The organism is Exiguobacterium sp. s6, assembly GCF_018618155.1.
Taxonomy (GTDB): Bacteria; Bacillota; Bacilli; order Exiguobacteriales; family Exiguobacteriaceae; genus Exiguobacterium; species Exiguobacterium mexicanum_A.
In genome coordinates, this window is the sequence record NZ_JACSLN010000001.1 from 1,043,831 (window position 1) to 1,064,724 (window position 20,894).

Genomic DNA, 20,894 nt, shown 5'->3' on the forward strand with positions numbered 1-20,894 from the left:
TCGGAATGGGCCCTTTTTTTGTCGTTGCATTCACTGGTCTGACCAGTTATAGTAGAGTAGAGATTAGTACCAGGTATAAACAGGGGGTTATTTCATGCAAATCGAACATATTAAAGAGCTGATCACAATGCTCGATCAGACGTCCGTCCACGAGCTGGAGCTCGAGACGTCTGAATTTAAACTATCATTGAAAAAAGAAGCGGCCCCGCAACTCGCCGCCCATCATACACCAGTCGCCCAAGCGGCGCCGGTCGCTGCACCTACACCGGCCGCTCAGACGGAGCAAGCAGTCACACCGGAAGCGGCCCCGAGCAACCTACGGACGATCACGTCGCCGATGGTCGGGACGTTCTATTCGCGCCCGGCACCGGACAAGGATGCCTACGTCCAAGTCGGCGATCGCGTCGAAGCTGGACAAGTGGTCTGTATTTTAGAAGCGATGAAGCTGTTCAATGACGTCGAGGCGGAAATCAGCGGAGAAATCGTCGAGATGCTCGTCGCTGACGGCGATTTAGTCGAATATGGTCAAGCGCTCTTCAGCGTGAAGTGAGGTGTCTATGAAACTACTCATTGCAAACCGTGGAGAAATTGCGGTCCGGATCATCCGGGCCGCGAAAGAGTTGAACATTCCGACGGTCGCCGTCTTCTCCGAGGCCGACCGTGAAGCGTTGCACGTCCGTCTCGCCGACGAGGCGTACTGCATCGGACCGAACCCGTCCAAAGACTCATACTTGAATATCCCGAACATCCTATCGGTCGCTTGTGCGGTCGATGCGACGATGATTCATCCGGGGTACGGTTTTTTGGCCGAAAACGCCGAATTCGCCGAGATGAGCGAGGCGTGCGGCATCCAATTCGTCGGACCGAGCAGTTATGCGATTCGGAAGATGGGCATTAAAGACGAAGCGAAGCGAACGATGATCGAGTCGGGCGTTCCGGTCGTCCCGGGATCGAGCGGGGTCGTGACCGACGAGGAAGCGGTCGAACTCGCCCGTGAAATCGGTTATCCGGTCATCATCAAAGCGACGGCCGGAGGCGGCGGACGCGGAATCCGTGTCGCCTATGATGAGACAGAGCTTGTCAAAGGGCTCACGGACACTCGTAAAGAAGCGAAGCAGGCGTTCGGCAACGGCGACGTCTATCTCGAGAAGTACATCGAGTCGTTCCGCCACGTCGAGGTGCAAGTGCTCGCCGACCAGTACGGCAACGTCATCCATCTCGGAGAACGTGATTGCACGATTCAGCGCCGGATGCAGAAGCTGATCGAGGAGGCACCGTCGCCGGCGATCGATGAGGCGACGCGCCAAGCGATGGGAGATGCGGCCGTGAAAGCGGCCAAAGCGATCCGTTATTCTGGTGCCGGTACGATCGAGTTCATCTACGTCCCGGAGTCGAACGAGTTCTATTTCATGGAAATGAACACGCGAATCCAAGTCGAACATCCGGTCACCGAGATGATCACCGGCTTCGACCTCGTCCAAGCACAACTCGAGGTCGCGCTCGGTCATCCGCTCGCGATCAGTCAAGCCGACATCACGTTCAGCGGACACTCGATCGAGTGCCGCATCAACGCCGAGGACCCGTTTGCCGACTTCCGTCCGATGGCTGGGAAAATTGATCAGTACATCGTGCCGGGCGGTATGGGTGTCCGGGTCGACAGCGGTCTGTTCGCAGGTGCGGTCATCCCGCCGTTCTATGATTCGATGGTGGCGAAGTTGATCGTCCATGCCCCGACGCGAGAAGAGGCGATCGCGAAGATGCTTCGTGCGCTCGATGAGTTCACGGTATCGGGCATTCATACGACGATTCCATTCCATCAACAAGTCATGGCGCACGAACGTTTCCGAGCGGGCGCGTTCGACACGAAATTTGTCGAAAAAGAAATGACGCTCACAAAATGAACCGTACCAGGAAGCCCGAACATTATTTGGGCTTCCTGGTTTTTTGTACTGAATTTATGGAGGCTTTATGCTAAACTATCACAATGAAAGCATGCAAAAGGAGAGTATCTGAATGAAACGTCATGAAGCACGAGAAAAAGCGATTCAAACGCTTTTTCAAATCGAAGTATCAAAACTTGAGGTGGACGAGGCCATCGAATTCGCCCTCGACGGTATGGATTCGGATCCATTCTACGAACAACTCGTCGTTGAGACGTTAGAAAAGAAAGACGAAATTGACGAACTGCTCGTCGAAAACTTGAAAAACTGGAGACTCGATCGCCTCGGCAACGTCGAGCGGACGATTCTCCGCATGGCGACGTACGAGTTGCTCTATGTCGAGACGATTCCGGACAAAGTGACGATCAACGAGGCGGTCGAACTCGCCAAGTCGTTCGCCGACGAAGAAGCGGCCAAGCTCGTCAACGGCGTCCTCGGCAACATTATCAAAGCGTAAACGAAGAGAGAGAAACGCGTCATACAAATAGAGAAGACACCACACCAACTACAGAGAAACCTAAAACAACGGGGGATGAGAGAGATGGCAGTAGTGATCGACGGGAAACAAATCGCAGCATCATATCGGGAAACGTTGAAAGAACGGGTCAGTGCGCTTCGTGCGCGCGGCATCGTTCCGAAACTGAAAGTCATTTTAATCGGGGATGATCCGGCGAGCCACAGCTACGTCCGGGGTAAAGAACGGGCAGCAGCTGAGATCGGGATCGATTCACAAGTGATTCGTTTCGATGAGACGATCTCGGAACGTGAAGTGCTCGAACTGATTGATTCGATGAACGAGGACGACGAGCTCCATGGCATCCTCGTTCAATTGCCGCTACCGAAGCATATCGATGAGAACCGTGTCATCATGCGCATCTCGCCAGACAAGGATGTGGATGGGTTCCATCCGACCAACGTCGGGAAGATGATGCTCGGTCTCGAGACACTGTTGCCGTGCACGCCGCACGGAATTCTCCATCTCGTCAAGACACAGACTGACCTCGTCGGTAAACACGTCGTCGTCGTCGGTCGCAGCCAAATCGTCGGGAAACCTGTCGGGATGCTGTTTTTGAACGAGTCGGCCACGGTGACATATTGTCACTCGAAAACGGTCGACCTCGGTGCGATGACGCGTCAAGCCGACATTTTGATCGTCGCCGTCGGTCGGGCCGGTCTCGTCACGAACGAGATGGTCAAACCGGGAGCGATCGTCATCGATGTCGGTGTCAACCGCGTCGACGGCCGTCTCGTCGGAGATGTTGACTTTGATGGTGTCCGCGACGTCGCTGGTGCCATCACCCCGGTTCCGGGTGGTGTCGGTCCGATGACGATCACGATGCTCATGCACAATACGGTCGAGGTCGCCTCACGTGGCTAATCCGATTCAAGTCTCTGAAGTCGTCCGTTATGTGAAACGTCAACTCGACGGTGACCCGGTGTTGCAACAAGTCGCCGTCATCGGCGAAATCTCGAACTTTAAACGGTACGCCTCAGGGCACTGCTATTTCACACTGAAAGACGAATCGTCCCGCATGAAGGCGGTCATGTTCTCACGAGATGCCCGCACGCTCAACTTTGAACCTACGGACGGGATGAACGTGGTCGTCGTCGCTCGAGTGACGATGTATGAGTCGACCGGTGATGTTCAATTGTACGTCGAGCTCATGCGGCAAGACGGCATCGGCATCTTGTTCGAACGCTATGAGGCAAGGAAACGTGAGCTCGAGGCGAAAGGCTGGTTCGCGGCGGAACGGAAACGTCCGCTACCGGCTTTCCCTGAGCGCATCGGGATCATCACGTCTCCGAAAGGCGCAGCCTTGCACGATATCGCGACGACGCTTAGACGGCGGGCACCGCACGTGGCCATCACGTTCGCTCCTGTCGCAGTCCAAGGTGAACAAGCCGCTCCACAAGTGGCGAGTGCGATTCGGTGGATGAATGAACGCACCGACTGCGATGTATTGATTGTCGGACGCGGAGGTGGATCGATCGAGGAATTGTGGGCGTTCAACGAGGATGTCGTGGTCGAAGCGATTTACCACTCCGAGATTCCTGTCATTTCGGCCGTCGGTCACGAGACAGATTTTACGTTGGCTGATTTCGTCGCCGACGTACGGGCTGCCACTCCGACAGCGGCGGCGGAGCTCGCGACGGCAACGATCGAAGCGCAACGAAAAGATGTGGAGCGCTTAAGTCGCGCACTCACGCGGGTCGTGACGACGCAAATGGCCTCGCTTCGCGAACGTGTCGAGCGCATGAAAAACAGTTACGGCCTCAAGTCGCCCCGCTATACGATCATTCAAAAGCGAGAGCGGTTCGCCCAGGCCGAGATTCGGCTCGAACAGAGTGCCACGAAACAAGTGACGCACGCGCGGCACCGTTTCGCAGCGTCGTCCCAACGCCTCGACGTCCGCAATCTGATGCAAGTGTTCCGAACGCAAGACGACCGTTTCCGGCAATATGAAGGACGGTTAGAACGCATTCGCCCTCTCGAGAGACCGGCGGGTCAATTCGCACAGTTGGCAGGACGATTGCAATCTGTCAGCCCGCTCGCCGTGCTCGCGAGAGGATACACGTTCGTCGAACAGGACGGGACGTACGTGAAAGATGTCAAACAACTACATGACGGCCTGGTGACGATCCGATTTCGGGATGGCCATGCCGTCGCGGAAGTGAAGGAGAGACACGATGGCGAAGAAACAAGAAGAACTGACGTTTGAAGCGGCGCTCGCCCGGCTCGAGGAAATCGTGACACAACTCGAGACGGGAGAAGTCGCCCTTGAAGAAGCGATGACCCTTTACGAGGAAGGCGTGCGATTGTCTGCCCTCTGTCAGACCAAATTGACGGCGGCGGAACAAAAAATGGATGAAATTCTTGAACTCGACGGGACGCTCCGCGAAAAAGGAGGGACCGTATGAGCGTGCAGGTCCATCTACAGGCATGGAAAGAAGAGGTCGAACAGGCGACGCGTCGCCTGCTCGATTCGTCTTTGATGCCGGAGCGCTTATTTCAATCGATGACATACTCCCTCGAGGCGGGGGGGAAACGGATTCGTCCGGCCCTTCTTTATGCCGTCCTCGATACATATGGCCGTCCGCGGACGCTCGGGCATGAAGCGGCCGTCGCCCTCGAGATGGTTCACACCTACTCGCTCATCCATGATGACCTTCCGGCGATGGATGACGATGACGTCCGTCGCGGTCGTCCGACGAACCATCGTCAGTTCGATGAGGCGACCGCGATTCTCGCAGGCGACGCCTTGCTGACGGATGCGTTTCATCTCATCGCACGGGCCGATTTGGAAGCGACGAAAGTCGTCGCCCTCATGACACGGTTCAGTGAAGCGGCAGGCAGCGCCGGCATGGTCGGCGGTCAGCTCGATGACATGCTCGCTGAAAAACGGAGCGGTGTGACACTGTCGACTCTGCAATCAATCCATGAGCGGAAGACTGGGGCGCTTCTCGTGTATGCCCTTGAAGCGGGGGCCATCCTTTCGGACGCTTCCGAGACGGATCGTCAGGCGCTCGCACGGTTCGGAAAACATCTCGGGGTCGCCTTCCAAATCCAAGATGATATTTTAGACGTCGAAGGAGACGAGGCGCTCATCGGGAAACGAGTCGGTTCGGACGAAGGAAACGATAAAGCGACGTATCCGAAACTGCTCGGTCTCGATGGAGCGAAAAAAGCGCTGGAACAAGAAGTCACGGAAAGTGAGGCCGCACTGGCCGAACTTTCGGTCGAGGCCCCGCTTTTACGGGAGCTTCTCGACTTCGTCGTACGACGCAATCATTAATCTCGGTGACACGATGAGCACATCGTGTCACCTTTGTTTTTGTGAATGTATAGCATCTATGGACACATTCTTGTAAAATGTAAGGTACGAATCAGTAATAAGACAGGAGAAAGGATGGTCATCATGGACTTGACATCCATTCAAGACCCGTCATTCTTAAAAAAGATGTCGGTACCCGAGTTAGAAGCGCTCGGCGCAGACATCAGACGGTTTTTGATTGAAAAATTGGCTGAAACGGGAGGGCACTTGGGACCAAACCTAGGGGTTGTCGAATTGACGCTTGCCTTGCACCGTGTATTTGACAGTCCGAAAGACCAACTCGTATGGGACGTGGGGCATCAAGCGTACGTCCACAAAATCTTGACAGGACGAACGAGTCAGTTCGATACGCTCCGTCAATACAACGGCTTATGCGGATTCCCGAAACGTTGTGAGAGCGATCATGACGTCTGGGAGACGGGGCACAGCTCGACGTCCTTATCGGCCGCGATGGGAATCGCCATCGCGAACGAGTTGAAAGGACGCTCGAACGACCGGGCCATCGCCATCATCGGGGACGGGGCGCTCACTGGGGGAATGGCGCTCGAAGCGCTCAACCATATTGGCGCCGAGAAACAAAACGTCATCGTCATCTTGAACGATAACGAGATGTCGATCGCGCCGAACGTCGGCGCGATGCACAATATGCTCGGTCGGATGCGGTCGTCACGTAAACTGAAACACGCCCGTGAGGAAGTCGAGACGCTCATCAAACATATCCCGATTGTCGGCAACTCGCTCGAACGGAGCGGGGAACGCGTGAAGGATATGCTGAAATCAGCGCTCATCCCAGGGACGTTCTTCGAAGAGCTCGGGTTCACGTACTTCGGACCGACGGACGGGCACGATTTACGCGACCTGCTCGAGACGCTCGAGTACGCCAAGAAAATCGATGGACCGGTCATCGTTCACGTCATCACGAAAAAAGGCAAGGGCTATCGTCCGGCCGAACTCGATGGTGTCGGCACGTGGCACGGTCTCGGACCGTATAAAATCGAGTCGGGAGAAGTCATCAAAGGCAAGGTCAAAGGACCGAGCTATTCGAAGGTCGTCGCTGAGACGATCACGAAAGTCGCCGAGACGGACGAGCGCGTGACACTCATCACACCAGCGATGAGCGTCGGCTCGAAACTCGATTGCTTCAACAAGCAATTCCCGGAGCGGATGTTTGACGTCGGCATCGCCGAGCAACATGCGGTCACATTGGCCGGAGGACAGGCGACACAAGGCTTGAAGCCGGTCGTCTCGATTTATTCGACGTTCTTCCAACGCGCCTATGATCAGCTCGTGCACGACATTTGCCGTCAAAACTTGAACGTCGTCTTCACGATCGATCGTTCTGGTCTCGTCGGAGCGGACGGGGAGACGCACCAAGGCGTGTTCGATATCGCCTTTATGCGCCACGTGCCGAACATTCGCATCTTGATGGCGAAAGACGAAGAGGAATTGCAACATCTCGTCTATTCGGCGCTGAAGTATGATGACGGTCCAATCGCCGTCCGTTTCCCGCGCGGCGAAGGAATCGGGACACCGATGAGCGAGACGCTCCGCGAATTGCCGCTCGACGTCTGGGAGACGGTCGCGGACGGAACGGATGTCGCCATCTTGACGTTCGGTCCACAAGTGCAAGACGCGCTTGAAGTGCGTGCACTGCTTGAAGGACAAGTGAGCGTCCGTGTCATCAACGCTCGGACGATCAAACCGCTCGACGACGTCATGCTCTCCGCTTTATACGCGGAAGGCATCCCGCTCGTCACGTTAGAGGAAGCGGCGCTCGCCGGAGGTTTCGGCAGCAGTGTGCTCGAACATGCGAGCGATGCCGGGCAGTTCCCGCGTGTGCTCCGACTTGGCATTCCGGACCGCTATATCGAACACGGCGGCGTCAATCAATTGCTCGAAGAAATCGGGCTCCGTCCGACGCAAATCGCTGACTCGGTTCAGCAGTTCGTTCAAGTGACAAATCGACAGAATGTGTGAGGAACTATGGAAAAACGAAAGAAAACTAGATTAGATGTACTCCTCGTCGACCGCGGGTTAGCGGAGACGAGAGAGAAAGCGAAACGGGCCGTCATGGCCGGTCTCGTCTATAGTGGGACCGAACGGCTTGATAAGGCGGGGGACAAAGTGTTTGACGACATCCCGCTCGAAGTGAAAGGCCAAGTGTTGCCATACGTCGGACGGGGGGGACTGAAGCTTGAAAAAGCGCTCCAAGTCTTCCCGTTCGATGTGGCTGGTAACATCGGCATCGATATCGGTTCATCGACAGGCGGGTTTACTGATTGCGCGCTTCAAAACGGAGCTGCGCAGATGTATGCCGTCGACGTCGGTTATAACCAATTGGCATGGAAGCTGCGGAGCGATGACCGTGTCGTCGTCATGGAGCGGATGAACTTCCGCCATGCGACCGCGGACCAGTTTCCGGTGGCGCCGGACTTTGCGACGATTGATGTCTCATTTATCTCGCTTCGGCTCATGATTCCGCCGTTGAAGACGATTTTGAAGCCTAACGGCATCGTCATGGCGCTCGTCAAACCGCAATTTGAGGCCGGGAAGGCCGATGTCGGCAAGAAAGGCATCGTCCGGGACCGTGCCATCCATGAACGGGTCGTCGACGACATGGTCCGTTACTTCGCCTCGGAAGGATTCGAAGTTGCAGGACTCGACTTCTCGCCGATCACCGGTGGGGATGGGAATATCGAATTCTTATTGTTCGCCCGTTTCACCGGCGTCGGCAGTGTCGACCCAGCCATCGACGTGGACGCGGTCATCGACGCCGCCCACGCGCAATTGAAGAAGAACGCTTGAGCTGCAGACGTCCTGTCTGCAGTTTTTTTGTGTCCGCTCGCCGATCCAGGGAATTCATCCCGCGAAAGCTAGACCTTTTTTCGACAATACTTTAGAATGATACTGAGTATGCGAAACATAAAATGAGGTGTCAGCGAGTATGAACAAAGGACAGCGCTTGATTAAAATTCGAGAAATCGTGACCAATCGTGAAATCGAGACACAAGACGAGCTCGTCGATGAGCTCCACCGCTCCGGCTATCCGGTGACGCAAGCGACAGTTTCGCGGGATATCAAAGAACTTCATCTCGTGAAAGTGCCGCTCAACGACGGTCGCTATAAGTATAGTCTCCCGGCCGATCAACGCTTCAATCCGTACGGCAAGATGAAGCGGATCCTCGGTGACAGCTTCGTCTCGGTCGACTCGGCTCAAAACTTGGTCGTCATGAAAGTGTTGCCGGGCAATGCGGATGCGATCGGTGTCTTGATCGATCATTTGTCATGGGACGAGCTGATCGGAACGGTATGTGGAGACGACACGATTTTGATGATCGCCCGTGACGAAGACCAGGCGAAACGAATCATCGAACGACTACTCGGAATGTTATGAGGTGAATTATCGTATGTTAGCAGAACTATCGATCAAACAATTTGCGATCATCGATGAACTGAATATCACGTTCAAACGTGGGATGACCGTATTGACAGGGGAGACCGGGGCCGGGAAGTCAATCTTGCTCGACGCCATCGGTTTGCTCGTCGGGGGACGCGGCTCGAGCGAGTTCGTCCGTTACGGTCAAGACAAGGCGGAGATCGAAGGGCTGTTCATCGTCGAACCGGACCACCCGATCCTCGAGGCGGCGACCCAATACGGGATCGAGATCGAAGAAGGGACCGTCATTTTACGCCGCGACTTACATAGCAGCGGAAAGAGCGTCTGTCGTGTCAACGGCAAGATGATGCCACTATCGACGCTACGCGAACTCGGCCGACTGCTCGTCGATATCCATGGCCAGCACGAGCATCAGCACTTGATGGATGCCGAGTACCATCTCGGCATTTTAGACAGCTTTGCCGAAGCCGAGCTCGCCCCGCTCCTCGAGCGATATCGCGAGGCTTACGTCGATTGGAAAAACGTCGCCGATGAGTTGAAACGGTTGAGTCAAAGTGAACAAGAGTTGGCCCAACGCATGGACTTGCTCGCGTTCCAGACGAATGAGATCGAGGCGGCCGAGCTGAAAGTCGGTGAAGAACAGGCGCTCACGGAGGAACGGAACGAGCTCGCCAACTTCGAGCGGATTCATCAGCACGTCCGGTTATCGTATGAGGCGGTCGCGGATGAGGCGAAAGGGCTCGACCAGATCGGCATCGCCATGCGCGAGATGGAGGAAGCTTCCGCATTGTCGACATCGCTCGCGCCGATGGCCGAGACGATCTCGAACGCTTACTTCTTGCTCGAAGATGCGAAATTTCAGTTGCGTGACCAGCTCGACTCGCTCGAATTCGACCCGATCCGGCTCGATGAGATCGAGACGAGGCTCGCTTTGTTCCAACAGTTGAAGCGGAAATACGGGGCCACGATCGACGAGGTCATCACGTACGGGGAAAAAATTGCTGATGAGTTAAAATCGATGACGAATCGGGAAGAACATTTGCAAGAACTATCGGACCGGCTCGCCCAGCTCGAACAAAAAGTACGTACGTCCGGGCTGGCGCTATCGGCGGCCCGTAAACAAGCGGCTACCGAGCTCGAGAAGGCGATTCAGCGTGAATTGAAAGAATTGTATATGGAGAAGACCCAGTTCGAAGTTCGGTTCAAAGAAGGGCCGTTCAAGGCGGACGGGCTCGATCAAGTCGAATTCTATATGATGACGAACGTCGGGGAGCCTTTCAAGCCGCTCGCCAAAGTGGCCTCCGGCGGAGAATTGTCCCGCGTCATGCTCGCCTTGAAGTCGATTTTCTCGCGAACGGTTGGCGTCGCGTCGATCATTTTCGATGAAGTGGACACGGGTGTCTCAGGACGGGTCGCCCAAGCGATGGGTGAGAAGATCTTCCGTCTGTCGGTCGGCTCACAAGTGCTCTGTATCACCCATTTGGCTCAAGTGGCCGCCATGGCGGATCAGCACTTGTACATCACGAAGACGGAGACGGATGATCGCACGAAGACGAACGTCTCCACGCTCGGTCATGCCGAACGAGTCGATGAGCTCGGGCGCATGATCGCCGGGGCGCAGATGACGGATTTGACGAAACAACATGTGGAGGAACTGCTCACTATGTCTCTCCAATTAAAACGGAAGTTTATCGAAGGGGTGTCTTAATTGATCACATTATGCATCGCGGACGACAATCGAGAAATCGTCGACTTGTTGACCCGCCAACTCGAGTCCGAGGACGACTTAAAAGTCGTCGGGACCGCCTACGACGGCGAGGCATGCTTAGACGTCGTCAAGACACACCAGCCGGACGTGCTGCTACTCGACATCATCATGCCGCACCTGGACGGCATCGGCGTCCTCGAACGGTTACAGACGGAATTGGCTCACGCCAAACCGGAAGTGATCATGCTCAGCGCGTTCGGGAAAGATGAAGTGACGAAACAGGCCGTTCAACTCGGCGCTTCTTACTTTTTGGTCAAGCCGTTCAACATTCAACAATTGATCACGAAAATCCGCGAACTCGCCGCTGGTTCGAGCCGAGAATTCGAGGCGATGTCGCCGGAAGAACTCGATATCTCGCTGTTGTTGCAACAACTCGGGATTTCACCGCGCATCAAAGGGTTCAAATATATTCGTCAAGCCGTCGTCTACGTCCGGGAGCGCCAAGAGCTGCTCGGATTGATCACGAAGGAACTGTATCCGATGATCGCGAAAGAGCATGAGACGACGTCGTCCCGTGTCGAGCGAGCGATGCGCCATGCCATCAAGACGGCATGGGAGAACGGGATGCGCGACCATGAGATGTTCGATGGCCGGCCTGAGCGCGAGCGCAGTCCGAAAAACTCTGAATTCATTTCATATTTCGTCACGTATCAATCGTTTAAACAGCAATGACCGATCAGGGGGTTCTCCTCCTGATTTTCTTTAATATTGTGAAAGAAAGCGCTTGCAAAATTGCCGGAACTTGTTATAATAAAGGTGTACCAAGTTACTTGGACGAGCGTCAGATGAACGCTTTCTAACGTGTTCCGGAACAGGTTAGAGCAAGAAATCATCTCGGACCGCTATCCGTCAATAGCTCAGAGGTGGGAACGACATCTCAAATCGTCATCGTCCCGACGAGAGGTCGCGACGTACGCTCATTCGCGAGGCGATTCCGGCATCGGTTCGAAGCTAGGGACCGTGTTCGGGGAAAACGAATCGTTCAGTTGACCAAAAGGAGTGTTGTCAACCGTTGAACAGTTTATGGCAAGCGTTCGACTTCACGATGGATGGTTCGACATGACCCGATGACTATTTGTTAGTAACTCGAATGGGTACGTTTCCGTTCACGCAAGACGGCAGTTACTAATTTCTTTCAAACTTCTTCATTAAGAAGACCATTGGACCTCATGTCACAAGATTGTAGCAAGTAGGAGAGGAGATCATCCGTAGTGATCACAATTCAATACGAATAAAAAGGTTCCGCACTTGAAATGAAGTCAAGTTAGGGAACCTTTTTTTGTGTTCAAGAATCTATTCGCGGGACTTTGCCTGTTTTCTTGTCACGATTGAAGATATAACCTGCCACAAAACCGATCCCGCCCATCGCGATCAACAGCCCGAACGTTCCTTGGAGCATGGAGGCGGCTGCCACCGACTCGATCCAAGAGAATGGGACGCTCGTTTTGAGGAAGAAACTGTCGCGAAGCAACTTGATGCCATAGACACCAAGTAGGCCAGGGATGATCAAGATCAGCAGTGCGATGATACGCATAGGATCTCCTCCTTAACACTCATTATTTTAACAGAAAATACATAGCTCGACACGGCCTTTTTTGTGAGGTTGCGAAATCAGTTCAGGTTCAGTAGCATGGATGCAGAACGGTAAAATGGGGGATATTAGAATGAATAAACGATTGATGATTGTCGGTGCGGGGAAAGGCGGGACCGAGGTGTTGAAGATGTTGCTCGACTCGCCGCTCGTCACCGTCGTCGCCGTCATCGACCCGGAAGCGATGGCCGAAGGCGTGCAGCTTGCGCGCAACCACGGGATTATGACGGCGGGGGATTGGCGGGTATGTGCTGCAACACGTCTCGATTTCGTGATTGAGACGACCGGACGCTCTGAGACGTTTGATGAGTTGAAAGAACATTTTGCGGATGCGGTCGTCTTGCCCGGGGAGTTCATCCGTATCGTCGTCGAACGCTTGAAACAGAACCAACAGATGCTCGAGGCAATCATCGACTGTACGAGCGAGGCGATCTCCGTCGCCGACCATAACGGGAATACGATTTTAATCAACCCTTCTTATACCCGATTGACGGGATTCAAAAAAGAAGACGTGGTCGATAAGCCGGCGACGGCCGATATCGGCATGCAGGAGAGCGTCCATTTGAAAGTGCTCTCGACAGGCCAAGGTGTCCGTGACATCCGGATGCAAATCGGCGCGACGCGGCGTGACATTCTCGTCAACGCCGAGCCGATCATCGTTGAAGGGAAACTGCGCGGCTCGGTCGGCGTCATTCGCGACGTCTCCCAAATTCGGGCGCTCCGGGACGAGTTGCAAGAAGCAAAGACACGAATCCGAAACCTCGAGGCGAAATATCAGTTCGCCGATATCATCGCGACGAGCGATAAGATGCGGTTCGTCATCGAACAGGCCCGTCTCGCCGCTGTCACGCCGGTCACCGTCCTCATTCGCGGGGAGTCGGGGACGGGCAAGGAACTGTTCGCCCACGCCATCCACGGTGAGTCCCCGCGTAAATATAAGAAATTCGTCCGCGTCAATTGCGCGGCCATCTCCCCGACGCTCCTCGAGAGTGAGTTGTTCGGTTATGAGGACGGTGCCTTCAGTGGGGCGAAACGTGGTGGGAAGGTCGGCTATTTCGAAGAGGCCGATGGCGGCTCACTCTTCTTAGACGAAATTGGCGAACTGCCGGTCGACGTCCAAGTCAAACTCCTCCGTGTCCTGCAGGAACATGAGATCGTCCGGGTCGGGGGCACGAATGCGATTCCGGTCGACGTCCGCATCATCGCGGCGACGAACGCCGACCTCGAACAGAAAGTGGCGGACGGCACGTTCCGTGAAGACTTGTACTATCGGATCAATCGGATGCCGATTCATATCCCGCCGCTCCGGGACCGGCTTGAAGAAGTCGAGCCGCTCTGTGAGCGCATCGTCCGTAAATTGAATCAAGAGTACGGCCGCAGTGTGCGCGGTGTGAACCGTGAGGCGACCGAACTGCTGAAGAGCCAATACTGGAAAGGCAACGTCCGAGAACTCGAGAACGTGCTCGGTCGGGCGATGATCTATATGGCGAGCAGCGAACAGTGGATCGCCCCGCACCATCTTCAACTCTCGGCCCGTGTCCCGTCGACACGACCGACCGACGCGCTCTCCTTGCAAGACGCCGTCGCACGTTACGAACGAGATTTGATTGAACGGGCGATCGAGGAAGCGGACGGCAACAAGTCGGAAGCGGCTCGTCGATTACACATCTCGATCCGAACGCTATATAATAAACTTGAACGTCTGCAATAAATTACCTGCACTTTTTTTCATACCATGCAATAATGTGCGTAATACGCAACCGATTAAAGCGCTTTCAAAAATGGAAACAATCTTGCATGATAGTAAGTGAAGACAGGCAAGGGGGGACACGCATGAATTTTGAACGGATGCTCGAACAAGCGAAACAACTGAACGGGCGCACCGTCTCGATCGCCGGGGCGGCCGACGTAGAAGTCATCCGCGCCGTCAAGCTCGCGACCAATCACGGATTATCTCGGTTCAAACTGATCGGGGAGGCCCGAGAGATTAAACGATTGTGTGATGATCACGGCATCGACGAGGACGCGGTCGACATCATCCACGTCAAAGGCGACAAAGAGATTGCCAAACGGGCCACACTCGCCGTCAAAACGGGGGAAGCCGATGTGCTCATGAAAGGAATGGTCGCGACGTCGACGTTCATGAAAGCCGTGCTCAGCCGGGAGACGGGGCTGAGGACGAACCGGACGCTCAGCCATATCGCCCTGTTCCAAATCCCGAATCGGGACCGGCTGATCGGGGTGACCGACGCGGCGATCCATATCGCGCCGACACTCGATGAAAAAGTCGACATCATTCATAACGCCGTGGCGGCGATGCATGACATCGGTTACGCGTCGCCGAAAGTGGCCGCCATCGCGGCGGTCGAAGTCGTCAATCCGCAGATGACGGCGACACTGGACGCCGCACTGCTCAGTCAGATGAACCGGCGCGGACAAATCAAAGGTTGTATCGTCGACGGACCGCTCGCGCTCGATAACGCCGTCGACATGGTCGCGGCCAAACAGAAAGGCATCGCCAGCGACGTCGCCGGACAAGCCGACCTATTGCTCGTCCCATACATAGAGATCGGCAACGTCCTTTATAAGTCGATGATGTACTTTGCCGGAGCAAGTGTGGCGGCCATCGTCGTCGGCGCGGCCGCCCCGGTCGTCTTGACGAGTCGGGCCGATACGGCCGAGGCCAAGCTGTACTCACTCGCGTTCGCATTACTGCACGCCAAAAAATAAACTACGCATATGGAGGAATCATCAATGATGGAAACTAACATGGAACCACGCTTTCGCATTTTCGACGTCTTACAGGCTGAAGACTATGAGCAGATCGTCTTCTGTCAAGATCAGGCGTCGGGATTGAAGGCGATTATCGCGATTCATGATACGACGCTCGGACCGGCTCTCGGGGGGCTGCGGATGTGGAACTACGCTTCAGAAGAAGAGGCGCTCACGGACGTTCTCCGTCTCGCCAAAGGGATGACGTATAAGAACGCGGCAGCGGGACTCAACCTTGGTGGCGGCAAGGCCGTCATCATCGGCAATGCGAAGACGGATAAGTCCGAGGCGTTGTTCCGGGCGTTCGGCCGTTACGTGCAATCGCTCAGCGGCCGTTATATCACGGCCGAGGACGTCAATACGACGGTCGCCGATATGGACTTCATTCACATGGAAACGGATTACGTGACCGGTGTCAGCCCGGCGTTCGGATCGAGCGGCAACCCGTCACCGGTGACGGCGTATGGCGTATACCGCGGCATGAAGGCGGCAGCCAAATGGAAATTCGGCTCGGACTCACTTGCTGGCAAGACGGTCGCCGTCCAAGGGGTCGGGAACGTCGCCTATAACTTGTGCCGCCACTTGCACGAGGAAGGGGCACACCTGGTCGTCACCGACATCAACGAAGAGGCGCTCAAACGGGCCGAGACGGACTTCGGTGCGACGGTCGTCAAGCCGGACGAGATTTATGCGGTCGATTGTGACATCTTCGCCCCGTGTGCGCTCGGTGCGGTCATCAATGATAAGACGATTCCGATGCTCAAAGCCCAAATCGTCGCCGGAGCGGCGAACAACCAGCTCGCTGAGGATCGTCACGGGGACGTGCTCGAGGAGCGCGGTATCCTTTACGCCCCAGACTTCGTCATCAACGCGGGCGGTGTCATCAACGTGGCCGACGAGCTCGAAGGCTATAATCGCGAGCGGGCGATGAAGAAAGTCGAGCTCATTTACGACAACATGCAGCGCGTCTTCGAGATTGCCGAACGGGACGGTGTACCGACCCACGTCGCGGCCGAGAAGATGGCTGAAGAGCGCATTCAGATGATGGCACGTTCACGCAGCCAGTTCTTGAAAGTCGAAAAGAGTCTGTTAGGTGGTCGTTGAAATGACAAGACAGCTCATTCTTGCCATCAACCCTGGTTCGACTTCGACGAAGGTCGGCTTGTTTGACGGAGCGGTCGAGATCATGTCTCGGACCGTCCGTCATGGGGCCGACGTCACAGGATTGTCAATTCCGGAGCAACTGTCGCATCGGGAACGGGAAGTACGGGCCTTGTTGGCCGAGACGGGCATCGCGGGCGAGGACTTGTCCGCGATCGTCGGTCGCGGTGGCTTGCTTGCCCCGATGACGTCGGGGACGTACGCCGTCAATCCGCTCATGCGGGAAGACTTGGCGAGCGGACGTTTCGGCATGCACGCCTCGAACTTAGGCGGTTTGCTCGCCCACAAGCTCGGCGAGTTATTTCAAGTACCGAATTTTATCGTTGATCCAGTAGTCGTCGACGAGCTCGGACCGCTCGCGCGACCAACGGGAATGCCTGAAATCAACCGACGCAGCATCTTCCACGCCTTGAACCAAAAGGCGGTCGCGAAGCGTTTTGCCGCCGAAAATGGAAGCGATTACAAAGAGCTCAACCTGATCATCGCTCACCTCGGAGGCGGCATCACGGTCGGCGCCCATGCCAAAGGGACGGTCATCGATGTGAACAACGGACTCGATGGCGACGGACCGCTCGCGCCGGAACGAGCCGGTTCGATTCCTGTTGGACAGGTAGTAGAACTATGTTATAGTACCAGGTATAAAGAGTCGGAAATGAAACAAAAAATCGTCGGACGCGGAGGTCTGTTTGCCCACCTCGGGACGTTCGACGCGATCGAGATCGAACAGCGGATGGCAGACGGTGATGAGCAAGCCACACTCCTTTACGAGACGATGGCGTACCGGGTCGCCCAAGAGATCGCCAAACATGGCGCCACCTTATTTGGTGACGTCGACGCGATTCTGTTGACGGGCGGCATCGCCTATTCGACTTGGCTGACCGAGCAAATCAGTGCGCGCGTCGGCTATTTGGCGCCGGTCCACATCTATCCTGGTGAAGATGAGTTGAAGGCCCTCGCCGAAGGCGCACTCCGGGCCATCCGACAAGAAGAAGCAGTTCGAGAATATGAGGGGGATACACATGGCACGAGAATTTGAGATCGTCGTCATCGGCGGCGGTCCTGGCGGATATGTCGCGGCCATCAAGGCGGCCCAAGCCGGTAAAACTGTCGCAATCGTGGAGGCCGAGAAACTCGGCGGGACATGTCTACATAAAGGCTGCATCCCGACGAAGGCGTTGTTGAAAGCGGCCCACGTCTATCAGACGGCGAAACATGGGAGCGCCTACGGCGTCGAGACGGGAACGGTCACGTTCAACATGGAACGCGCCCAGTCGTTCAAACGCGATTTGGTCGCAGGGCTTGAGAAAGGCATCGAGCACTTGATGAAACAAGGCAAGATCGAGGTATTCCGCGGCAAGGCCTCGATTTTAGGGCCGAGCATCTTCTCGCCGCAGCCGGGAACGGTCGCGGTCGAGGACAGCTCGGGCGAGTCTGAGCTCATCTTGCCGAACCAGCTCATCATCGCGACGGGGTCGATTCCGCGCGAACTGCCTGGTCTGCCGTTTGACCATACACGGATTTTAAACTCGGACGACCTGCTCCAATTCGAACAGTTGCCGGCATCGATCGCCATCGTTGGCGGTGGGGTCATCGGTGTCGAATGGGCCTCGATGCTCATCGACCTAGACGTCGACGTCACCTTGATCGAAGTCGGAGAGCGACTGTTGCCGCTCGAAGACAAGGCGGTGTCACGGGAAGTCGAACGGCTGCTCAAAAAGCGCGGCGTCAAAGTGAAAAAGAACGTGACGGTCGACCCCGAGCGGACTGAAGTAACCCCGGACGCCGTCGCACTCGCGGTCGGCGAAGAGATGATCTCGGTCGAGTGTGTGCTCGTCTCGGTCGGACGGGTCGCCAATACGGAACATCTCGGGTTACAGAACACATCGATTGTCGTCGAGAACGGTGTCATCCAAGTCGATGAGCAGTATCGGACGAAAGAACGTCACATCTTTGCCATCGGGGACTGCATCGGCAAGCTCCAGCTCGCCCATGTCGCCTCAGCGGAAGGTGTCAAGGCGGTCGAGACGATTCTCGGTCACGAGCCGACTCCGCTCGATTATGCGTTGATCCCGCGTTGCGTCTACGGGGTGCCGGAAGTCGCATCAGTCGGCATGACCGAGGAAGGTGCCAAAGCAGCCGGGCATGAAGTCAAAACGGGCACGTATCGTTTCAACGGTCTCGGCAAGGCCCGCATCGAAGGACAGGCGGACGGATTCGTCAAGCTCGTGTCCGACAAGTCGACCGACGACCTGCTCGGTGTGCATATCGTCGGGCCAAAAGCGACAGAATTGATCACAGAAGGCGGACTCGCTCTCGTCTTGAACGCCACGGCATGGGAAATGGGCCAACTCGTCCATCCTCACCCGGCGCTGAGCGAAGCGTTCCAAGAAGCGGCACTGGCCGTTGACGGATTACCGATTCACGCCTAAGGAGGAAACAGAATGGAACAGATGACTGTGAATTCATATGAGGAACTAGGATTGACGAAACAAGACCTCGGTGCGATGTACGAGACGATGGTCCGCGCCCGTAAAATCGATGAGCGCATGTGGAAATTGAACCGTGCCGGAAAAATCCCGTTCGTCGTCTCGTGTCAAGGACAAGAGGCGGCCCAAGTCGGGGCAGCGTTCGCGCTCGAAAAAGGGACGGATTATATTCTCCCGTATTACCGCGATGTCGCCGTTGTCCTCCACTTCGGACAGACGGCTCGCGACTTGATGTTGTCGGCGTTCGCCAAGGCGGAAGACCCGAACTCGGGCGGTCGTCAGATGCCAGGTCATTTCGGTTCAAAACAGCACCGCATCGTGACGGGCTCGTCTCCGGTGACGACGCAAGTACCGCATGCGGTCGGTGTGGCGCTCGCCGCCAAACTGAAAAAAGAAGAACTCGTCACGTTTGTCTCGTTCGGAGAAGGCTCATCGAACCAAGGTGACTTCCACGAAGGTGCGAACTTCGCCGGTGTCCACAAGCTGCCGGTCATCTTGTTCTGTGAGAACAACAAATACGCCATCTCGGTACCGCTCTCGAAGCAACTCGCTTGTGAGCGCGTATCGGACCGCGCCAAAGGTTACGGGATGCCGGGCGTCACGGTCGATGGGACGGATCCGATTGCCGTCTATGCCGCCGTGAAAGAAGCCCGCGCCCGCGCTCTTCGCGGCGAAGGCCCGACGCTCATCGAAGCCGAAGTCGAACGTCTCGTACCGCACTCGTCGGATGACGATGACAAAGCGTACCGCTCGGTCGAAGAGTTGGCTGACCTTAAAAATCGCGACGGGAATCAATTGTTCCGGAAGCGTTTGATCGAGGATGGCGTCATGACCGAGGAAGAACTCGCAGAGATCGAGGCAAACGTCGATCGTGAAGTCAATGAGGCGACTGCTTACGCCGATAAGGCACCATATGCGTCTCCTGAATCGACGATGGACCATGTGTACGAGGGGGAAATGTGATGAAAACGTTTATTGAAGCGATCAATGAAGCGATCCATGAAGAAATGGAACGCGATGAGAACGTCTTCGTGCTCGGGGAAGATGTCGGCGTCCGAGGCGGTGTATTCCGCGCGACGCAAGGCTTGATTGAGAAGTACGGCGAGGACCGCGTCATCGATGCGCCGCTCGCCGAGAGCGCAATCGCAGGTGTCGGGATCGGGGCGGCCATGTATGGCATGCGTCCGATCGCCGAAATGCAATTCGCCGACTTCATCATGCCGGCGGTCAACCAAATCGTCTCGGAAGCGGCGAAAATCCGCTATCGTTCAAATAACGATTGGACGTGCCCGATGGTCATCCGTGCACCGTTCGGCGGCGGGATCCATGGTGCGCTCTATCACTCTCAATCGGTCGAGGCGATGTTCAACTCGACGCCTGGACTCAAGGTCGTCATCCCGTCCGATCCGGTCGATGCGAAAGGGTTGCTCAAGGCAGCCATTCGTTCGAACGACCCGGTCCTCTTCTTTGAGCACAAACGGGCGTATCGTCTATTGAAGTCGGAACTCCCGACCGAAGAGTATACGGTCGAGATTGGCAAGGCCGCCGTCAAGCGGGAAGGTGACGATATCACGATCATCACGTACGGTCTGTGCGTCCACATGGCCCAGGAAGCGGCGAAGACGCTTGAAACCGAAGGGGTCAGCACGCACATCCTCGATTTGCGCACAATTTATCCGCTCGACCAAGACGCCATCGTTGAAGCCGTCAAGAAAACCGGGAAAGTGCTCCTCGTCACCGAGGACAATAAAGAAGGCAGCATCATCGGGGAAGTCGCGGCCATCATCGCTGAGAAAGCACTATTTGAACTCGATGCGCCAATCGAACGTCTGGCGGGACCGGACGTTCCGTCGATGCCGTATGCACCACCGATGGAGAAGTTCTTCATCGTATCCCCTGAAAAAATTGCGGAGCGGGCACGTCAGCTCGCCGCCTTTTAAGGAGGG

General features: G+C 55.8%; 20 protein-coding genes. 19 read left to right on the top strand and 1 reads right to left on the bottom strand.

Features of this window, described 5'->3' with window-relative positions; genetic code table 11:
* Positions 1 to 94 precede the first annotated feature (94 nt).
* The 12 genes from accB (at position 95) to spo0A (ending at position 11,610) form a co-directional block, all read left to right on the top strand.
* Positions 95 to 550, top strand: a complete 456-nt coding sequence (gene accB, locus KNP75_RS05375; RefSeq protein ID WP_214706139.1) for an acetyl-CoA carboxylase biotin carboxyl carrier protein — start codon at positions 95 to 97, stop codon at positions 548 to 550.
* Positions 551 to 557: 7 nt separating this feature from the next.
* Positions 558 to 1,901, top strand: coding sequence for an acetyl-CoA carboxylase biotin carboxylase subunit (gene accC, locus KNP75_RS05380; protein ID WP_034777987.1), 1,344 nt, complete (start codon positions 558 to 560; stop codon positions 1,899 to 1,901).
* Between the two features lie 112 nt (positions 1,902 to 2,013).
* The gene (gene nusB / locus KNP75_RS05385; RefSeq protein ID WP_034777985.1) at positions 2,014 to 2,397 is read left to right on the top strand and encodes a transcription antitermination factor NusB; all 384 of its coding nucleotides are present in this window, start codon (positions 2,014 to 2,016) and stop codon (positions 2,395 to 2,397) included.
* An 84-nt stretch (positions 2,398 to 2,481) separates the two neighbouring features.
* Positions 2,482 to 3,318 (top strand): bifunctional 5,10-methylenetetrahydrofolate dehydrogenase/5,10-methenyltetrahydrofolate cyclohydrolase, encoded by an 837-nt coding sequence (locus KNP75_RS05390; protein WP_034777984.1) that lies wholly within the window; start codon positions 2,482 to 2,484, stop codon positions 3,316 to 3,318.
* Entirely contained in the window at positions 3,311 to 4,660 is a 1,350-nt protein-coding gene (xseA, locus tag KNP75_RS05395; protein ID WP_214763215.1) for an exodeoxyribonuclease VII large subunit, read from the top strand. Before KNP75_RS05390 ends, xseA begins: the two co-directional genes overlap by 8 nt.
* On the top strand, positions 4,629 to 4,859 hold the full coding sequence (gene xseB, locus KNP75_RS05400; RefSeq protein ID WP_034777980.1) for an exodeoxyribonuclease VII small subunit: 231 nt from the start codon (positions 4,629 to 4,631) through the stop codon (positions 4,857 to 4,859). The genes xseA and xseB overlap by 32 nt, the downstream gene beginning before the upstream one ends.
* Positions 4,856 to 5,734, top strand: a complete 879-nt coding sequence (locus tag KNP75_RS05405; protein WP_215189989.1) for a polyprenyl synthetase family protein — start codon at positions 4,856 to 4,858, stop codon at positions 5,732 to 5,734. Before xseB ends, KNP75_RS05405 begins: the two co-directional genes overlap by 4 nt.
* 123 nt (positions 5,735 to 5,857) lie before the next feature.
* Positions 5,858 to 7,750, top strand: a complete 1,893-nt coding sequence (dxs, locus tag KNP75_RS05410; protein ID WP_214720373.1) for a 1-deoxy-D-xylulose-5-phosphate synthase — start codon at positions 5,858 to 5,860, stop codon at positions 7,748 to 7,750.
* Between the two features lie 6 nt (positions 7,751 to 7,756).
* A complete protein-coding gene (locus tag KNP75_RS05415) occupies positions 7,757 to 8,578 on the top strand; it encodes a TlyA family RNA methyltransferase (protein WP_034777976.1) in 822 nt (273 codons plus the stop codon).
* Between the two features lie 139 nt (positions 8,579 to 8,717).
* Complete coding sequence (gene ahrC / locus KNP75_RS05420; protein ID WP_021067696.1) at positions 8,718 to 9,167, top strand: transcriptional regulator AhrC/ArgR; 450 nt, start codon at positions 8,718 to 8,720, stop codon at positions 9,165 to 9,167.
* A 13-nt stretch (positions 9,168 to 9,180) separates the two neighbouring features.
* A complete protein-coding gene (recN, locus tag KNP75_RS05425; RefSeq protein WP_214797248.1) occupies positions 9,181 to 10,878 on the top strand; it encodes a DNA repair protein RecN in 1,698 nt (565 codons plus the stop codon).
* Positions 10,879 to 11,610 carry a sporulation transcription factor Spo0A gene (gene spo0A, locus KNP75_RS05430; protein WP_034777972.1) on the top strand — a complete coding sequence of 244 codons (732 nt, stop codon included), beginning with the start codon at positions 10,879 to 10,881 and terminating at the stop codon, positions 11,608 to 11,610.
* Positions 11,611 to 12,223: 613 nt separating this feature from the next.
* Here the strand turns inward: spo0A and KNP75_RS05435 are convergent.
* Positions 12,224 to 12,472, bottom strand: coding sequence for a DUF2627 family protein (locus KNP75_RS05435; protein ID WP_034777970.1), 249 nt, complete (start codon positions 12,470 to 12,472; stop codon positions 12,224 to 12,226).
* 130 nt (positions 12,473 to 12,602) lie between these two features.
* Here KNP75_RS05435 and KNP75_RS05440 point away from each other — a divergent pair, with 130 nt between their 5' ends.
* The 7 genes from KNP75_RS05440 to KNP75_RS05470 all read left to right on the top strand — a co-directional run bounded on the left by KNP75_RS05440 (position 12,603) and on the right by KNP75_RS05470 (position 20,888).
* Complete coding sequence (locus KNP75_RS05440) at positions 12,603 to 14,240, top strand: sigma 54-interacting transcriptional regulator (protein ID WP_215189990.1); 1,638 nt, start codon at positions 12,603 to 12,605, stop codon at positions 14,238 to 14,240.
* A gap of 122 nt (positions 14,241 to 14,362) precedes the next feature.
* On the top strand, positions 14,363 to 15,259 hold the full coding sequence (gene yqiS, locus KNP75_RS05445) for a phosphate butyryltransferase (RefSeq protein ID WP_215189991.1): 897 nt from the start codon (positions 14,363 to 14,365) through the stop codon (positions 15,257 to 15,259).
* A 24-nt stretch (positions 15,260 to 15,283) separates the two neighbouring features.
* Complete coding sequence (locus tag KNP75_RS05450) at positions 15,284 to 16,405, top strand: Glu/Leu/Phe/Val family dehydrogenase (RefSeq protein ID WP_214753129.1); 1,122 nt, start codon at positions 15,284 to 15,286, stop codon at positions 16,403 to 16,405.
* A 1-nt stretch (position 16,406) separates the two neighbouring features.
* Positions 16,407 to 17,498 carry a butyrate kinase gene (gene buk / locus KNP75_RS05455; protein WP_215189992.1) on the top strand — a complete coding sequence of 364 codons (1,092 nt, stop codon included), beginning with the start codon at positions 16,407 to 16,409 and terminating at the stop codon, positions 17,496 to 17,498.
* Entirely contained in the window at positions 17,482 to 18,891 is a 1,410-nt protein-coding gene (gene lpdA / locus KNP75_RS05460; RefSeq protein ID WP_215189993.1) for a dihydrolipoyl dehydrogenase, read from the top strand. Before buk ends, lpdA begins: the two co-directional genes overlap by 17 nt.
* A gap of 21 nt (positions 18,892 to 18,912) precedes the next feature.
* Complete coding sequence (locus tag KNP75_RS05465) at positions 18,913 to 19,911, top strand: thiamine pyrophosphate-dependent dehydrogenase E1 component subunit alpha (RefSeq protein ID WP_215190398.1); 999 nt, start codon at positions 18,913 to 18,915, stop codon at positions 19,909 to 19,911.
* Positions 19,911 to 20,888 (top strand): alpha-ketoacid dehydrogenase subunit beta, encoded by a 978-nt coding sequence (locus KNP75_RS05470; protein WP_215189994.1) that lies wholly within the window; start codon positions 19,911 to 19,913, stop codon positions 20,886 to 20,888. Before KNP75_RS05465 ends, KNP75_RS05470 begins: the two co-directional genes overlap by 1 nt.
* Positions 20,889 to 20,894: the final 6 nt, after the last annotated feature.

Bases quoted from the DNA above. Each gene is read 5' to 3' on its own strand.
- accB (WP_214706139.1), top strand. From the start codon at position 95: ATGCAAATCGAACATATTAAAGAGCTGATCACAATGCTCGATCAGACG.
- accC (WP_034777987.1), top strand. From the start codon at position 558: ATGAAACTACTCATTGCAAACCGTGGAGAAATTGCGGTCCGGATCATC.
- nusB (WP_034777985.1), top strand. From the start codon at position 2,014: ATGAAACGTCATGAAGCACGAGAAAAAGCGATTCAAACGCTTTTTCAA.
- KNP75_RS05390 (WP_034777984.1), top strand. From the start codon at position 2,482: ATGGCAGTAGTGATCGACGGGAAACAAATCGCAGCATCATATCGGGAA.
- xseB (WP_034777980.1), top strand. From the start codon at position 4,629: ATGGCGAAGAAACAAGAAGAACTGACGTTTGAAGCGGCGCTCGCCCGG.
- KNP75_RS05405 (WP_215189989.1), top strand. From the start codon at position 4,856: ATGAGCGTGCAGGTCCATCTACAGGCATGGAAAGAAGAGGTCGAACAG.
- dxs (WP_214720373.1), top strand. From the start codon at position 5,858: ATGGACTTGACATCCATTCAAGACCCGTCATTCTTAAAAAAGATGTCG.
- KNP75_RS05415 (WP_034777976.1), top strand. From the start codon at position 7,757: ATGGAAAAACGAAAGAAAACTAGATTAGATGTACTCCTCGTCGACCGC.
- ahrC (WP_021067696.1), top strand. From the start codon at position 8,718: ATGAACAAAGGACAGCGCTTGATTAAAATTCGAGAAATCGTGACCAAT.
- recN (WP_214797248.1), top strand. From the start codon at position 9,181: ATGTTAGCAGAACTATCGATCAAACAATTTGCGATCATCGATGAACTG.
- KNP75_RS05435 (WP_034777970.1), bottom strand. From the start codon at position 12,472: ATGCGTATCATCGCACTGCTGATCTTGATCATCCCTGGCCTACTTGGT.
- KNP75_RS05440 (WP_215189990.1), top strand. From the start codon at position 12,603: ATGAATAAACGATTGATGATTGTCGGTGCGGGGAAAGGCGGGACCGAG.
- yqiS (WP_215189991.1), top strand. From the start codon at position 14,363: ATGAATTTTGAACGGATGCTCGAACAAGCGAAACAACTGAACGGGCGC.
- KNP75_RS05450 (WP_214753129.1), top strand. From the start codon at position 15,284: ATGATGGAAACTAACATGGAACCACGCTTTCGCATTTTCGACGTCTTA.
- buk (WP_215189992.1), top strand. From the start codon at position 16,407: ATGACAAGACAGCTCATTCTTGCCATCAACCCTGGTTCGACTTCGACG.
- lpdA (WP_215189993.1), top strand. From the start codon at position 17,482: ATGGCACGAGAATTTGAGATCGTCGTCATCGGCGGCGGTCCTGGCGGA.
- KNP75_RS05465 (WP_215190398.1), top strand. From the start codon at position 18,913: ATGACTGTGAATTCATATGAGGAACTAGGATTGACGAAACAAGACCTC.
- KNP75_RS05470 (WP_215189994.1), top strand. From the start codon at position 19,911: ATGAAAACGTTTATTGAAGCGATCAATGAAGCGATCCATGAAGAAATG.